This is a genomic window from Acinetobacter sp. NyZ410, from assembly GCF_022828975.1.
Taxonomy (GTDB): domain Bacteria; phylum Pseudomonadota; class Gammaproteobacteria; order Pseudomonadales; family Moraxellaceae; genus Acinetobacter; species Acinetobacter guillouiae.
The window spans coordinates 532,177-547,641 of the sequence record NZ_CP094620.1 but is presented as its reverse complement, the minus strand read 5'-3'; the positions used below and the strand labels follow the sequence as shown (position 1 = coordinate 547,641).

The following is a 15,465-nucleotide window of genomic DNA, read 5'->3' as shown; positions in this document are numbered from 1 at the left end:
ATCGGCTTACTAAGTTCTGTAATCACTTAGTCTTTAATTAGTGGTGGAGACTAACGGAGTCGAACCGTTGACCTCCTGCGTGCAAAGCAGGCGCTCTACCAACTAAGCTAAGTCCCCAGCTTAAGATCTTAATATATCTGCTCTTCTGTGTTCAGTAGACTTGGTGGGTCTGACAAGACTTGAACTTGTGACCCCACGCTTATCAAGCGTGTGCTCTAACCAACTGAGCTACAGACCCTCAGATACATCAATGAAGAACAACTTGTTGTGGATTCTTACCAATCGTCAATCTTTCGTTAAGGAGGTGATCCAGCCGCAGGTTCCCCTACGGCTACCTTGTTACGACTTCACCCCAGTCATCGGCCACACCGTGGTAAGCGTCCTCCTTACGGTTAGACTACCTACTTCTGGTGCAACAAACTCCCATGGTGTGACGGGCGGTGTGTACAAGGCCCGGGAACGTATTCACCGCGGCATTCTGATCCGCGATTACTAGCGATTCCGACTTCATGGAGTCGAGTTGCAGACTCCAATCCGGACTACGATCGGCTTTTTGAGATTAGCATCCTATCGCTAGGTAGCAACCCTTTGTACCGACCATTGTAGCACGTGTGTAGCCCTGGTCGTAAGGGCCATGATGACTTGACGTCGTCCCCGCCTTCCTCCAGTTTGTCACTGGCAGTATCCTTAAAGTTCCCACCCGAAGTGCTGGCAAATAAGGAAAAGGGTTGCGCTCGTTGCGGGACTTAACCCAACATCTCACGACACGAGCTGACGACAGCCATGCAGCACCTGTATGTAAGTTCCCGAAGGCACCAATCCATCTCTGGAAAGTTCTTACTATGTCAAGACCAGGTAAGGTTCTTCGCGTTGCATCGAATTAAACCACATGCTCCACCGCTTGTGCGGGCCCCCGTCAATTCATTTGAGTTTTAGTCTTGCGACCGTACTCCCCAGGCGGTCTACTTATCGCGTTAGCTGCGCCACTAAAGCCTCAAAGGCCCCAACGGCTAGTAGACATCGTTTACGGCATGGACTACCAGGGTATCTAATCCTGTTTGCTCCCCATGCTTTCGTACCTCAGCGTCAGTATTAGGCCAGATGGCTGCCTTCGCCATCGGTATTCCTCCAGATCTCTACGCATTTCACCGCTACACCTGGAATTCTACCATCCTCTCCCATACTCTAGCTTCCCAGTATCGAATGCAATTCCCAAGTTAAGCTCGGGGATTTCACATCCGACTTAAAAAGCCGCCTACGCACGCTTTACGCCCAGTAAATCCGATTAACGCTCGCACCCTCTGTATTACCGCGGCTGCTGGCACAGAGTTAGCCGGTGCTTATTCTGCGAGTAACGTCCACTCACTGTAGGTATTAACTACAGGAGCCTCCTCCTCGCTTAAAGTGCTTTACAACCATAAGGCCTTCTTCACACACGCGGCATGGCTGGATCAGGGTTCCCCCCATTGTCCAATATTCCCCACTGCTGCCTCCCGTAGGAGTCTGGGCCGTGTCTCAGTCCCAGTGTGGCGGATCATCCTCTCAGACCCGCTACAGATCGTCGCCTTGGTAGGCCTTTACCCCACCAACTAGCTAATCCGACTTAGGCTCATCTATTAACGCAAGGTCACAAGTGATCCCCTGCTTTCCCCCGTAGGGCGTATGCGGTATTAGCATCCCTTTCGAGATGTTGTCCCCCATTAATAGGCAGATTCCTAAGTATTACTCACCCGTCCGCCGCTAGGTCAATCACCGAAGCAATCTCCCCCGCTCGACTTGCATGTGTTAAGCCTGCCGCCAGCGTTCAATCTGAGCCATGATCAAACTCTTCAGTTAAAAATCATTAGTGACTTAAGGTCACAATTCTGGCTCATCAATGTACTGACAAATTCTCTCAAATAAACTTCGAGTAATTTAAACCAATCAATCAATGATAATATTTCGATCAATCAATCAGTAAAAATCCACACAAGTTGTTCTTCATATTCTCTTAATGATCTTCTCAATGCTTCGTCAGCATCAAGCTAGGTCGGCTATACTACTCTCTATCTCTAAAAAGTCAATCAATAATGTTAATTATTTTTTCTAACAAACCCAACCTTAACCTCATCTTAAAATCTCAATTCGAAATCTTAACAACTTAATCAAGTGCCTGATTTATCAGAAGTTTTATTTAACATCACCGCCGATGGATGTGCATTCTACAGCATTCCTTACCCAACACAACCCCTTTTTTTAATTATTTTTCATTTTATCTATCACTTGCTTATTTATTCTTCTAAATTGACCTTATTTCTGTTTTTTGGTCTATTTTTTAAGCATGATCAGCACAGGACTGCTCGATTTATTTGATAATTTATTGTCTTTATCTATTTCCTGCCATTTTAAAGGGCGACAATCTATATATTCACAGTAACCACCCTCACCTTGATAATATTCATCATTGAGATGTAGTTGATAAACAAAACTTCCAACATAACCTGCTGCTAAACCAAATTTATAATCACCACGGCTTTGTGCTTGAATATCAATTTTGGTATTTTCATCTTGATATTGCCATTCAAACTCGCGTGGTAAATACATCTCCTGATGATTTACTGTTGTGACTTTAGGGAACACCCGATGAATATTGAAACAGACCTGTCGATCAAGCATTTTTGTTTCATTGTTTTGAATATCTCGAATATAGATACGTGAATGTAAAATATTATTCATCTGATCACGACTATGCATAAAAATAATCTGTAGATCATCATTCACTTGAATCAATTGATATGTATACAGCGCATAAGGCAGATAAGGAAAATTCACTGTTTTCATATATTCAAAAACAGCATTTTGTTCAATTTCGTAATTTTGATCTTTGTATTGAATTATCCCTTTACAATGCGCAACCAAAGACCAGTGCTGTGCAAATCCAAATTTCAAATGAATAAAATGAGAAATTAAAGGCATTGTTGTAATGCTTAAATTCATACTTAATTCGTCATCTTGTCTTTGAATAGTAAAATCAGGAATTTTTCCAAACACTTTTTCTTTTTGACCAAACGTATAGGTCACATTGCTATTTTCATCAAGGTGAAATTGGCATTCATGCTGAATTGAGTATGAGTTTAATTGTCCCACCATATGGGGGCTGGAGCTAACCAGTAAGGTTGCTGTATCTAAAGCAGTTGTTGAGATTTCATTGTTATTGCAAAAAACAGGACTATTGGGCTGTCCAATCAAACTAAAAAAATTGAGGTAATGCAACGGTGCAGGTAAATTGGCAAGCACTAATTTTTGATGAATAATTTTATATCTGTCTTGTGGGGGATGACAGCAAAGTTCTATAGGCTTTTGAGCTTGATTCAGCTGTTTAGACTGATCTAAGAAATCTTGAAACAACCGCATATCAAGCCCCCTTACCTTTTTATCTTTTTACATTTTATTCAACAGTATTCTTTCTCGCTAAGAATGTTGTCACAAAACCAGAAATCGCATAGATAATCGAAATGACTAAAATCCCTACAGGAATATTATAAGTGATTGCTGCAAGGATAAAAACTGCTATAGGCAACACAAAGAATGGAACACGTTTACGGTCTACTGTTTTAAAAGAATAATATTTGATATTTGAAATCATCAACAAACCTACTGCAATGATAACAAATGCATTGGTCGCTTGAATCGCAACATCTTTTAAATCAAAAATATAGGTAAAATCTTGTCCAACCCATACCCATGCAATAATAATAATTGCTGCTAATGGGCTTGCCACACCGATGAAATAACGCTTATCGACCACACCAATTTGTACATTAAAGCGGGCTAAACGAAATGCAGCACATGCGGTATAAACAAAACAAGCAGCCAAGCCAATCCGCCCTAGATCATGCAAACTCCAGCTATACATCAAGATTGCTGGGGCAACACCAAATGCCAAGAGATCTGAAAGAGAATCGAATTGTTCACCAAAAGCACTTTGTGCACCAATTGCACGAGCAACACGACCATCTAAACCATCAAATAATGCTGCAAGGAATATCGCATAAACGGCTTGAGTGAAGTCACCATTCATACTGGCAATGATCGAGTAAAAGCCAGATAACAACGCAGATGTTGTAATCAGGTTAGGCCACAAATAGATTCCGCGACGTTTGACCTTCTGCCCTTCATGGGTATGCTCTTCTTCTTCCACTTCAAAAGTAATGCCATCAAATCCATGGTCTTGATTAGAAGAGTTTGGGCTTTCTGGTTTATTTATATTTGTCATTTTTTGAATCCTATCTATGGCTCTTATAGAGCTGTTGATATCTCACTTAAATATTTTATCACATTCATTTTTAAGTGAAATTGATGTGAATTACTCAATGTATTTCGTCTTAATTTGTAATTCACACCATCGTTCATGTTTCTGTTGATATCCAATCGAATGGATTATTCACCCACTAACCAGCGAACAGCAGCATGTCCACCATTTTCACTCATACGTAAATGTGGGAACAACCATTGCAATGCCTCATCAGCATCGTTAGAGAATTTCCAAGGTGGGTTAATCACCAACAAACCACAACCATTCAACCCGACTGGTGTGTCATCTGGCCAAACACAAACTTCACAGACCAACTGACGGCGAATCCCTGTTTTCATCATTTTCTTTTCAAAACGATCAATCATGGCACGGTCTTTAATTGGATACCAAATGGCAAATACGCCTGTTGGCCATTTTTTATGTGCAGTGGCAATCAACTCGACCAATTGCGGGAAGTCTTTACGTTCTAATTCATAAGGTGGGTCGATCATCACCAAACCACGTTTTTCTTTTGGAGGAATAACCCCCAAAAGACCTTCATAAGCATCACGCTCATGTAAACCCGCACGTTTATCGCGAATATTAAAATACAATTGTTGAAACACATCACGCTGCATTTCAAAAATAGTCGCTTTATCAATATCACGCATGCCTTCAAGTGCAAACCACGGTGAACCTGGATAAGCGCCTTTACCTGAACCTGCACGCATATCTTCAACAATTTTAAGATATTGTTTTACACCTTCAGGCGCATTACGTTTAATCGACTCATCCAGCTTAACCAGACGATGAATACCGGTTAAGAATTCACCTGATTTTTGTGCTTCAGAAGTAGATAAATCGTATTTACCTGCACCACCATGTGTATCTATATAGCGATATGGTTTGTCTTTAGTATTTAGACGTGTCAAAAGTTGCAGCAATAACACATGTTTCATGACATCGGCAAAGTTGCCTGCATGGAAATGGTGACGGTAATTCATGTTTCGATTAATTCCTGAGTTCAATAATCATTTTAACACGAAAAAATATTTCTTCACTGTCCATCGTTTGTTCTAATATAACAACATATCTTTATTGCACTATTTTTTGGTAATTTATGGAAGCGCTGCTACTCCCAAAGTCATGGAATGTTGATCAAATTCTTGATGATTTAGATCAACATGGATTTACCATTATTGATCATGCTTACTCCGCTGAATACGGACTCCAATTGGTTGCAGAATGTACTTCAAATTTAAATCGCTTTCGTGAAGCAGCAATTCAAAATGGTGTGATCAGCAATATTCGCAGCGACCATATCTTGTGGATCAATGAAGAGCTTACGATCGCACAACAACATATTGATGCACTCAAACAGCTCTCGCAAATTTTAAACTACTCATTTTATTTAGGCATTCAGGATGTAGAAGCACATTTTGCCTGCTATAACGCAGGTGAATTCTATGCACTTCATCGCGATAATCCACAAGGTAAAAATGGCCGTATGATTTCTACGGTGTATTATCTACACCAAGAATGGCAGGATGACTGGGGTGGAAAGTTACACTTACAGGATAAAAATAATGTTTGGCATACAATAGATCCCCAGCCTAATCGTATTGCCATGTTCCAAAGTGATTTATTACATGAAGTGCTAGAAGCCAAACATCAGCGATTATCAATTACCGCATGGCTAAGAAGCGACAATACTGTGTTGTAATATACTCAGTTTTCAAATTTGCAACGCTGTATCTCTATAGGCCAAGCTTTAAATTATTGAAATAGACCTCATAATACTCTTCATAAATTCAGAGGATTCAGCACATGTTTGATAATACAAAACAAATCATCTCGCGTATTGGGGAAACAGATCAATTGTATTTGTCAGGCAATACACCTGAACTTGCACTTGAACGTGGGGACTTACGCTTACAACTGGTCACTCAAAGTCATTCAAAGCAGGAACAAATCCATTTCTTGCAAGAAGCCATTGTTTTACTTGAAACTGCACGATTTGAATATGAAGAAATGCCAATGTCAGTCTACATTCAGCTTTCTTTGCATTTGGCCAAAGCCTATATGATTTACTTTGAATTAACCAAAGAATCACGTTATGCCTTGATTACGCAACAGATTTTAAAACCTTTGGCACAACATCATCATGCTGATATTTACTTTATGTTGGCTTATGCCTCAGTCAGTAAAAATGAATTTGCATTGACTCGTCACTGGCTAAGTAAATATATCAAGACAACAGATTTTGATTTAGCCTTACTGCAACAACATACTGCCTTTAGACCTGTTCGCAATGAAGCTTGGTTTAGTCAAATGATTCAGTCTAAATTACATTGATCAACGCTATGCACATTCAAAATGACTCAATTTGTTATTCGTTTTGATCAATACTAATTTGATCGATACAAAATAGAAAAGATGGCCATAACGGCCATCTTTTTTGTTGCTCTGGGGGAAACTAAATCATTAGGCTGTTAGCTTATACGCATCTAGATGTAATTGTTGGTTTAACTCGTCAATCCAAATTGCCCAATCATCATCTTGTATCAAGTGACTAATTAATAAGTCACGTTGAGATTTATTCCAAAACGGCGCTTCATGTAATGAAAGATTTGCTGGCAATTGATGAGTGCGTACATATAGCTCAATTGCTGCGGGACTATTTGCCAAACCAAGTTGAGAAAATAGTAATTCTAAGGATGGTGTGTTCGTCCTGAGCATATTGCCTCCTTATATAAATTTATTTGTCATCTTTTATTCAATTAACTTATAAGAAAATAATTTTAAAAGATAGTCTAGATTTTAATTTTCTTGTTTCAATTTGTGATTAAAAAACAAACAAATGTTGGCTTAACATCAATTATCTTTTCCTTGGTGTTTGATTTGAACCATAAAAAAAAAGCACTCTAAATAGAGTGCTTTTTTCAAAATTAATCTTTAACAGATTAAATTTTAATTATTTAAGCATATCAGCAATAGCTGCGCGCTCTTCTTCAAGTTCTTGAAGGGTTTTGTCCATACGTTCACGGCTGAATGCATCAATTTCTAAGCCTTCAACACGAGTGTATTCGCCATTTTCACAAATTACAGGAACACCGTACATCACACCTTCAGGAATTCCATAAGAACCGTCAGAAGGAATACCCATTGTTACCCATTCGCCATTGGTGCCAAGTGCCCAATCACGCATATGATCGATCGCAGCATTTGCAGCAGAAGCAGCAGAAGAAAGACCACGCGCTTCAATGATTGCAGCACCACGTTTACCAACAGTTGGAAGGAATACGTTTGCGTTCCAATCAGCATCGTTGATTTTGTCTTTTAAGCTTACGCCATTTGCAGTTGCAAAACGGTAGTCCGCATACATTGTTGGAGAGTGGTTACCCCAAACTGTAAGGTTTTTGATATCCGCTACAGCAACACCCGCTTTTTGAGCAATTTGAGTCAACGCACGGTTGTGGTCAAGACGTAACATTGCTGTAAAGTTCTTCGCTGGAAGATCTGGAGCAGATTTCATTGCGATATAAGCATTTGTATTTGCAGGGTTACCTACAACAAGTACTTTAACGTCACGGCTCGCAACTTCGTTAAGTGCTTGGCCTTGACCAATGAAGATTTCACCGTTCACTTTCAACAAGTCAGCACGTTCCATACCAGGACCGCGTGGACGTGAACCAACCAATAACGCGTAGTCAGCATCTTTAAATGCAACTTTTGGATCATCAGTACCGATCATGCCAGCCAATAATGGGAAAGCACAGTCATCTAATTCCATCATTACGCCTTTAAGCGCAGCTTGAGCTTTCTCAAATGGAACTTCTAACAATTGCAAAATAACGGGTTGGTCTTTACCAAGCATTTCACCGCTAGCGATACGGAATAATAAGCTGTAACCGATTTGACCAGCTGCGCCAGTAACGGCAACGCGAACAGGTTGCTTCATGTAATTATCTCCAATGAGGATCGTTAATGTGATTAAACGGTTAAATCCGTTTTAATCGAATTATCATAAACGGCAAAGATTGTACTCCAATCCTTTAACAGTTGCATGTAAAAGAGAATGCTTTTCAACAAAAGTATGATAGGAAATATAAATAAAATTCCTCAGAAGAACTAATAAGTCCCTTTGATCGAGAATGTATTTGGGCAGTTTGAAACAATGTGATTTGAACATTGTTTATACTGACCATTGACCCGATAACACACTTGAACCTCGGTTAACACTGGGTTTGATGATGAACTTTGACAAGTAAAACGGATACTGTCGTTATTCATTCCCGGGTTTAATCTAATAAATTGAGTTTTTAACGCATTATGTTGCACATTCTTGTTTTCAGAGCTGGTTAAATCTGCAGGAATTTTCAAACGATCTGCTAAATTAATCACAGTTCTAAAATATTGACTCGCGTTCATTGGAACACAGCCGCCCACGCTACGCCACAACTGAATACGTGCATTTTCCTCAGGCATTACCCGTGCAACCACCTTAGCTTGTAAAGGGGTCAAACTTGCAGATGTATTGGTGGTGCAATTCCGCTCTGTCGTTTCAGGCAACAGACCTGTGATTGTCAATGAATAACCTTCGAGACATTTGCGTTGCTTTTGTTTTGAAGAATCAAGTGCACAGACAGCAGGTGTCAACTGGACTTGCATGACATAGCCTTGTAATTGCGGTGCAGCATGTAACTGCACATTGAGCCCAAACAATCCCGCAAAGCATAGGCTCCATGCTAAGCAAGATTGTTTCAATTTACGCAAAATTTTGAAAATCATTGATTTACCAACAAAGTTTCATCCAAGTCCAAATAGTTTTATTGTGAAACACGGGTTGGAATAACAGGCATACGACTTTCAATCGCTTGAGGCCCTTGTCCCAACAAGATTCCATAATGTGCTGCATTGGTCATCACATTTTTTACATAGTCACGTGTTTCATTCAGAGGAATAGATTCTGTATATTGATCTGCTGAAAGATTTTGATAATCTGGCTGCCAACGTTTCGCGCGATTTGGCCCAGCATTATACCCTGCTGTTGCCAAGACAGGATTACTGCTTAATTGACCATGAATCATCGACAGATAGAAAGTACCATAGCGAATATTGGTGTTGGCATCACTGAGTGCAGCAGGATTATAAGTTTCACCCATTTGTTTTGCCACCAACTTTGCAGTGCCTGGCATAATTTGCATCAAACCACCTGCACCAACATGTGAGCGAGCAGCAGTCACAAAACGACTTTCTTGGCGCATTAAACCATAGGCCCAAGCTGGATCAATACCCGCATTACGGCTATGACTCACCACCAACGACTGATGAGGTGTGGCATAACGATAAACATAGTTATGTTTTTTCTCAGTACGTTCTGCAGCATAAATTGCACGATCATACCAGCCCATATCAGTTGCACGTTTTGCCGCAGCAAGCAGCAACCCATCATCATGTTTTAAGTATGCCTGACGTACCGCCCAGTTCCATTCCCTATTGGTATAAGTTGCAGGCGCATTAATATTTCGTAAAGTAAATGCACGACGGAAATGAATATCGCTATTTAAGCGTTGTTGGTCATCAGTTGAAGGCTGTTCTCTGGCAGGGCTATCATTATATTTTTGCCCCAAATGATCTTTGGCAAGCAAATTATGATAATCATCACCCGACATTGCCAATCGTTGATAGATATCTTTGGCGGTTCTTTTAGATTGTGCATCATTGCGTTGTTCTGAAGCACGTGCCAACCAATATTGCCAACGGTCTTCTTGCTTTTGTGTCACGCTCATACTGTCTATTGCACGAATCACACTTTCCCAAGCCCCAAATCGAATGGCTTGTCGTGCATAAACTTCAGCTTCTTCTGCACTGAATGGCGCACCATAGCTTGCATCAAAATTTTGCAGTACTTCACGATTAAAATTATTTTTCATAACGGTCGTTCCGCCGATATAACCGACAGTACGATAAATATATTTTTGCACATCCGCTGGTACACCCTGAACTAACTTAGGTACCGACTGCAAAGCGCTGGTTAAATCTGTATCTGCCGCACGACCCAATGCATAAACCAAATAAGCATAATCTTCTACATTATTTTTTGGTGCAGACCATAAATAATTTAATGGATTCGCTTGGATTTGGTTCAATTGGGTTAACGATAAATTAACGCCAATCGTTTGTGCGGTAGCGATGGCTAGACCAGACTGCCCGGCTCTCAGTTGCGCATATAATCGTTGTTGACGATCTTGGGCAGTCATGAGTGGGCTACTAAGCATCATGCGACCTAAACCATTGCATGATTCAGGTTGAGAGTTGGTTGCCAACCAAACATCTTTAAATTCAGCATAGACCAAAACGTCACCAGTTTTCGCACGAACTTGAGCAACGGCACAACGTTCTGCTTGATCTGGATTAGAGACATATTGCAATACAGGTTGCGCGCTGACGTAATCTGCTTGTTTAACCTTCTCTTCGACATAATCCGCAGCCAACTTTTCCGCCATCGCCGATTGAGGATAACGTTGCGCAAAGCTAATAATATTTGCAGAAGGTTGAAAAGCGAGATTTGAATTCAGTGACCAATACTCAGGATAATAGCCCAAAGCATCATTTTGCATTGAAGAACGATATTGTTCTAAAGCACTTGGATTATTTGCATTGCGTAAAGCATCATTAAACTGCTCTTCAGCAGCATGAGCCACTTGCAGGCTTGTACATGCAACTGTTCCTAAAAGGTAAAGTTTTAATTTATTTTGCTTAAGTTGCTGCTTTAACACCGTTTTTCTCTCAACCTGCATGATGTGCCTTTAACATACTGATGCACTTATTTGTGCCTAGTTTAATTATTCTAATCCATTTCTACTGTTGTGTTATGTAACCTTATGATTCATCATTAATATTGTTCTCTATTTTTTCTTCATAATTTTCATTTTCAATGCCCTACAATCCAATAAATGGCAATAGCTGCTAAATATTTTCCTGAGTTCACTCTAAATGCTATAAAATGGCGCGCCTTTTATGAGTCTGTTAAAATAGCAGGCTTAGTACACATTCAAAATTCCCTTTATTCATAGGAAAGACGCCTCCATGACGGTTCAAACCTTCATTCCCAATGGTGCCAAAGCTGCCTCAGAAAACACTGTAACCCAGCCACAGCACACCCCAGCCGACGGTGCAGTAAAAAAACTGTATATCGAAACGCAAGGGTGTCAGATGAATGAGTATGACAGTCATCGTATGGCAGATCTTTTAGGCGACTCACACGGTTACATTTTAACCAAAGATCCAAGTGACGCAGATATCCTGTTAATGAATACCTGCTCAATTCGAGAAAAAGCCCAAGAAAAAGTATTTTCTGAGCTGGGTCGCTGGCGCAAATTAAAAGAAAAAAATCCTGATCTCGTCATCGGTGTTGGTGGATGTGTTGCTTCTCAAGAAGGCGACAATATTCAAAAACGTGCACCGTATGTCGATATGGTTTTTGGCCCTCAAACCTTGCACCGTTTACCACAAATGCTGGATCAGCATGTTGAGCAAATCGAAAAGCCGAAGAAAGACAAAATTAAACTCGTAGATATTTCATTCCCTGATATTGAAAAATTCGACTTTTTACCTGAACCGCGTGTTGAAGGTTACAAAGCATTTGTTTCAATCATGGAAGGTTGCTCGAAATACTGTTCTTTCTGTGTGGTTCCCTATACTCGTGGTGAAGAAGTTTCTCGTCCTTTGGATGATGTCTTGGCAGAAATCGCTGGTTTGGCTGAAAAAGGCGTTCGCGAAATCAGCCTTTTAGGACAAAATGTAAATGGCTACCGTGGTGAAACTTTTGAAGGTGAAATTTGTACCTTTGCAGATTTATTACGTTTGGTTGCAGAAATTCCAGGAATCGGTCGTTTACGTTATACAACATCACATCCGCTCGAATTTAATGAAGATTTGATTCAGTGCTACCGTGACCTACCACAAATGGTTTCACATCTGCATTTACCAGTACAAAGTGGCTCAAATGATGTGTTACAAGCGATGAAGCGTAACCATACCATTGATGTCTATATCGAAAAAATTGCCAAACTGCGTAAAGCTCGTCCAGATATGCATTTATCTTCAGATTTTATCATCGGCTTCCCTGGTGAAACTGATGCACATTTTGAAGAAACCTATCAGTTTATCCAAGATTTAGACTTTGATCATTCTTATAGTTTTGTTTATTCAAAACGTCCTGGCACACCAGCGTCTGAATTACCTGATGACACCTCTGATGCAGTCAAGAAAGAACGTTTAGCCAAGGTTCAACACTGGATTAAGCAATCAAGTATTCGTAAAACCGATGCGATGTTAGGCACCATTCAACGTGTACTGGTTGAAAATGTTTCTAATAAAGATCCAAATTTATTGGTCGGTACAGCTGACAATACACGTTTAGTAACATTTGTAGGTGACGCCTCTTGGGTCGGACGCTTTGCAGAGATTGAGGTTACAGAGATTAAGACCCTAAATTTAGTTTATGGAGAACTCTTGAATCTTGAGCCTGACGTGGCGTAATGTAAGGGTATAGACTTTACTTTAAAAAGGATATCTCTTGACTGCAGCGATTCGACGTACAGTAGCTTTTCCAGGTATTTCAGTTGAACGTTTAAAAAGCATGTTAGGTGCTTATAACGGTCATCTGAAACAAATCGAACAACGTTTAAATGTCAACATTTCTCATCGCAACGATAACTTCTATATCGATGGTGATTTAGAAGCAGTTGAGAGAGCTGAAGGTTTATTGCAGCGTTTGCATGCAGAAGCTGAACTCTCTCAGCAAATCAGTGCTGATACGATTCATTTGATGATTCAAGGCAGCCAAACTGACCGTGAGTTACAAGACGACCTTTCAGACAATGAGCATACCGGTTTAGATGACGTCTGGTTGCAAACGCGTAAAGGTCGAATCAACCCTCGTGGTGCCAATCAAAAACGTTATGTACAACGTATTCTACAAAGCGATATTTCTTTCGGGATCGGCCCTGCAGGTACAGGTAAAACCTATCTTGCAGTCGCTGCTGCGGTAGATATGCTAGAACGTAATGAAATTCAACGTATCCTTTTGGTTCGCCCTGCTGTTGAAGCTGGGGAAAAACTCGGTTTCTTGCCAGGTGATTTAAGCCAAAAGATCGACCCATATCTACGCCCGCTTTATGATGCATTGTATGAAATGCTTGGCTTTGAAAAAGTTGCAAAACTGATTGAGCGCCAAGTGATTGAAGTTGCACCGCTTGCTTATATGCGTGGTCGTACATTAAATCACTCCTTTGTGATTCTCGATGAAGCACAAAACACCACCCCTGAACAGATGAAGATGTTTTTGACCCGTTTAGGTTTTGGTTCTCGTGCAGTGATCACTGGGGATATTACACAGGTCGATTTACCACGCGGGCAACAGTCTGGTCTTGCTCACGCATTGCGTATTATCGAAAAGATCAAAGAAATTCACATCACTCGCTTCCATTCCCGTGATGTCGTTCGTCACCAGCTGGTACAAAAAATTGTAGAGGCTTATGAAGGATGGGACAGTGAACAATACCGTTTAAGTGCTGAAGCACGTGCAGAACGTAAAGCACGTCAAGAAGCCTTAATTTCTGAAAATGATTCTGCCGCAGATGCTCAACATGAGGAACATACTGCTGCAAATCAGGAAAATGTTTAAGGACTGTTTTTGAAACTTAGCTTATCGTTACAACAAGCGTTTGAAGCACCAGAATTGGTGCTCAAGCGTGTCTATGTAAAAAAAGTCATTGAAACAACACTACGTCATATTGATGTAGACCAAGATTGTGAAATCGGAATTGCGTGTGTTGATGAAGATGAAAGTCACAAATTAAATTTTGAATATCGTGAAAAAGACAAACCCACCAATGTATTGTCTTTTCCAAGTGAGATTCCAGAAGAAGTTTTACCCATGCTCGATGCATTACCCATCGGTGATTTAGTCATTTGCATCCCCGTGGTTTTACAAGAGTCGATTGAACAACAAAAAACACCGATTGAGCATTTCACTCATATGCTGGTTCATGGCACCTTACATTTAATGGGGTATGACCATGAAACTTCTGATGATGATGCTGAAGAAATGGAAGCACTCGAAATTGAAATCTTGAAAAAACTAGGCTTTGAAAACCCTTATACTGTTAAAGAAAGTTGATTTTATAATCAACTCCAAATCCCTCTGCTCTAGAGGGATTTTTTGTTTCATTCAAATGAGATGCCTTTCAAAAAACTGATCTCATTCAAAATCTAAGTATTTGAATACATCATCACGGTGTATTATCTGAAACTCTCCCAAATCCCAACTTGCCCTTCTTTGACACGTGGAATATTGCCTAATTTAATCCAAGGCATATTGTCACCATGGAAATCACTCCCCACAGAGACTTTTAAACCGTGTTCAGCAATCATTCGATCGACCATTTGTCGTGTTGAAGCGGGTTCCATTGCGGGTGGAAGCTCAACAGCATCACCACCATATTGTGCAAAGATTTCAATTAAATAACGGGTATTTGTTGCTGATAGATCATAACGTGTTGGATGTGCCAATACTGCAAAACCTTGACTCTCATGAATCACTTGAATGGTTTCTGCTAAACCTAAACCATCAAATTTCACATAGGCTTTTTTACCTTCCTTAATGTATTTATCAAATGCCTGCTGTGCGCGCTGAACAAAACCCTTTTCTACAAGGGTCTTGGCAATATGCGTCCGAGTAATCCGATCAGGTTCACCATCTACCTTTGCCACAACTTCTGCATAAATATCCTGATGAATCAAAGGAATTAGCAAATCACAGATTTGCTTGGCTCGCTCAGCACGAATTTTCTTCTGTTGCGTTAAAAGCTGTTGTAATGGTTCAGGATTTTGCATATTGAGCGCAACAATATGTACACCATAACTTTTTTTAGTCTCTGGTCTGGACCATTGACTAGAGATTTCTACACCTGAAATGATTTGAATTGGTTGATTTTTTGCAAATTGTTCAGCTTGTATTAAGCCATCCATGCTATCGTGGTCCGTCAATGCAAGTGTATGTATGCTTTTCTCGATGGCAGCTTGAACCAATAACTCTGGCGTCAGAGTCCCATCAGAAATATTACTGTGAGTATGTAAATCTATGCCTTGCATCTTTTATACTATCCCATCAACCTGAACAG

The 15,465-nt window shown here is 40.3% G+C and carries 13 protein-coding genes, 2 tRNA genes and 1 rRNA gene; 5 read left to right on the top strand and 11 right to left on the bottom strand.

Going from position 1 to position 15,465, the window contains the following annotated elements; translation table 11 throughout:
- Positions 1-41: 41 nt before the first annotated feature.
- From MTO68_RS02640 to rlmJ, 6 genes are all read right to left on the bottom strand, one after another.
- A tRNA-Ala gene (locus tag MTO68_RS02640) sits at positions 42-117 on the bottom strand.
- Positions 118-161: 44 nt separating this feature from the next.
- Positions 162-238 (bottom strand) — tRNA-Ile (locus MTO68_RS02635).
- 59 nt (positions 239-297) lie between these two features.
- Positions 298-1,836 (bottom strand): 16S ribosomal RNA (locus MTO68_RS02630).
- Positions 1,837-2,307: 471 nt separating this feature from the next.
- Positions 2,308-3,393: a DUF6670 family protein gene (locus MTO68_RS02625; protein WP_244014905.1), complete on the bottom strand. Its 1,086-nt coding sequence runs from the start codon at positions 3,391-3,393 to the stop codon at positions 2,308-2,310.
- A 34-nt stretch (positions 3,394-3,427) separates the two neighbouring features.
- A complete protein-coding gene (gene pssA / locus MTO68_RS02620) occupies positions 3,428-4,255 on the bottom strand; it encodes a CDP-diacylglycerol--serine O-phosphatidyltransferase (protein ID WP_004717950.1) in 828 nt (275 codons plus the stop codon).
- Positions 4,256-4,419: 164 nt separating this feature from the next.
- Positions 4,420-5,277 carry a 23S rRNA (adenine(2030)-N(6))-methyltransferase RlmJ gene (rlmJ, locus tag MTO68_RS02615; RefSeq protein WP_004717951.1) on the bottom strand — a complete coding sequence of 286 codons (858 nt, stop codon included), beginning with the start codon at positions 5,275-5,277 and terminating at the stop codon, positions 4,420-4,422.
- 116 nt (positions 5,278-5,393) lie between these two features.
- Between rlmJ and MTO68_RS02610 the strand changes: the two genes are divergently transcribed.
- Positions 5,394-5,996 carry a 2OG-Fe(II) oxygenase gene (locus tag MTO68_RS02610; protein WP_004717953.1) on the top strand — a complete coding sequence of 201 codons (603 nt, stop codon included), beginning with the start codon at positions 5,394-5,396 and terminating at the stop codon, positions 5,994-5,996.
- 104 nt (positions 5,997-6,100) lie between these two features.
- Entirely contained in the window at positions 6,101-6,628 is a 528-nt protein-coding gene (locus MTO68_RS02605; protein WP_244014903.1) for a hypothetical protein, read from the top strand.
- Between the two features lie 129 nt (positions 6,629-6,757).
- Here MTO68_RS02605 and MTO68_RS02600 read toward each other — a convergent pair whose 3' ends face one another.
- From MTO68_RS02600 to MTO68_RS02585, 4 genes are all read right to left on the bottom strand, one after another.
- Entirely contained in the window at positions 6,758-7,012 is a 255-nt protein-coding gene (locus MTO68_RS02600) for a DUF2789 family protein (protein WP_004818847.1), read from the bottom strand.
- A 235-nt stretch (positions 7,013-7,247) separates the two neighbouring features.
- Positions 7,248-8,234: a malate dehydrogenase gene (locus tag MTO68_RS02595; RefSeq protein WP_004717959.1), complete on the bottom strand. Its 987-nt coding sequence runs from the start codon at positions 8,232-8,234 to the stop codon at positions 7,248-7,250.
- Between the two features lie 170 nt (positions 8,235-8,404).
- On the bottom strand, positions 8,405-9,064 hold the full coding sequence (locus tag MTO68_RS02590) for a ribonuclease I (protein WP_244014901.1): 660 nt from the start codon (positions 9,062-9,064) through the stop codon (positions 8,405-8,407).
- Positions 9,065-9,102: 38 nt separating this feature from the next.
- Complete coding sequence (locus MTO68_RS02585; protein WP_244014899.1) at positions 9,103-11,076, bottom strand: lytic transglycosylase domain-containing protein; 1,974 nt, start codon at positions 11,074-11,076, stop codon at positions 9,103-9,105.
- Between the two features lie 289 nt (positions 11,077-11,365).
- On the opposite strand from MTO68_RS02585, the gene miaB reads away from it, so the two are divergent.
- The 3 genes from miaB to ybeY are packed head-to-tail and all read left to right on the top strand — an operon-like array spanning position 11,366 to position 14,462.
- Positions 11,366-12,820: a tRNA (N6-isopentenyl adenosine(37)-C2)-methylthiotransferase MiaB gene (gene miaB / locus MTO68_RS02580; protein WP_004717965.1), complete on the top strand. Its 1,455-nt coding sequence runs from the start codon at positions 11,366-11,368 to the stop codon at positions 12,818-12,820.
- A 37-nt stretch (positions 12,821-12,857) separates the two neighbouring features.
- A complete protein-coding gene (locus MTO68_RS02575; RefSeq protein ID WP_004717967.1) occupies positions 12,858-13,967 on the top strand; it encodes a PhoH family protein in 1,110 nt (369 codons plus the stop codon).
- Between the two features lie 9 nt (positions 13,968-13,976).
- A complete protein-coding gene (gene ybeY / locus MTO68_RS02570; RefSeq protein ID WP_004818840.1) occupies positions 13,977-14,462 on the top strand; it encodes an rRNA maturation RNase YbeY in 486 nt (161 codons plus the stop codon).
- A gap of 122 nt (positions 14,463-14,584) precedes the next feature.
- Here the strand turns inward: ybeY and MTO68_RS02565 are convergent, their stop codons facing one another.
- Positions 14,585-15,436 carry a PHP domain-containing protein gene (locus tag MTO68_RS02565; RefSeq protein WP_034611696.1) on the bottom strand — a complete coding sequence of 284 codons (852 nt, stop codon included), beginning with the start codon at positions 15,434-15,436 and terminating at the stop codon, positions 14,585-14,587.
- Positions 15,437-15,465: the final 29 nt, after the last annotated feature.

Bases quoted from the DNA above. Each gene is read 5' to 3' on its own strand.
- MTO68_RS02625 (WP_244014905.1), bottom strand. From the start codon at position 3,393: ATGCGGTTGTTTCAAGATTTCTTAGATCAGTCTAAACAGCTGAATCAA.
- pssA (WP_004717950.1), bottom strand. From the start codon at position 4,255: ATGACAAATATAAATAAACCAGAAAGCCCAAACTCTTCTAATCAAGAC.
- rlmJ (WP_004717951.1), bottom strand. From the start codon at position 5,277: ATGAATTACCGTCACCATTTCCATGCAGGCAACTTTGCCGATGTCATG.
- MTO68_RS02610 (WP_004717953.1), top strand. From the start codon at position 5,394: ATGGAAGCGCTGCTACTCCCAAAGTCATGGAATGTTGATCAAATTCTT.
- MTO68_RS02605 (WP_244014903.1), top strand. From the start codon at position 6,101: ATGTTTGATAATACAAAACAAATCATCTCGCGTATTGGGGAAACAGAT.
- MTO68_RS02600 (WP_004818847.1), bottom strand. From the start codon at position 7,012: ATGCTCAGGACGAACACACCATCCTTAGAATTACTATTTTCTCAACTT.
- MTO68_RS02595 (WP_004717959.1), bottom strand. From the start codon at position 8,234: ATGAAGCAACCTGTTCGCGTTGCCGTTACTGGCGCAGCTGGTCAAATC.
- MTO68_RS02590 (WP_244014901.1), bottom strand. From the start codon at position 9,064: ATGATTTTCAAAATTTTGCGTAAATTGAAACAATCTTGCTTAGCATGG.
- MTO68_RS02585 (WP_244014899.1), bottom strand. From the start codon at position 11,076: ATGCAGGTTGAGAGAAAAACGGTGTTAAAGCAGCAACTTAAGCAAAAT.
- miaB (WP_004717965.1), top strand. From the start codon at position 11,366: ATGACGGTTCAAACCTTCATTCCCAATGGTGCCAAAGCTGCCTCAGAA.
- MTO68_RS02565 (WP_034611696.1), bottom strand. From the start codon at position 15,436: ATGCAAGGCATAGATTTACATACTCACAGTAATATTTCTGATGGGACT.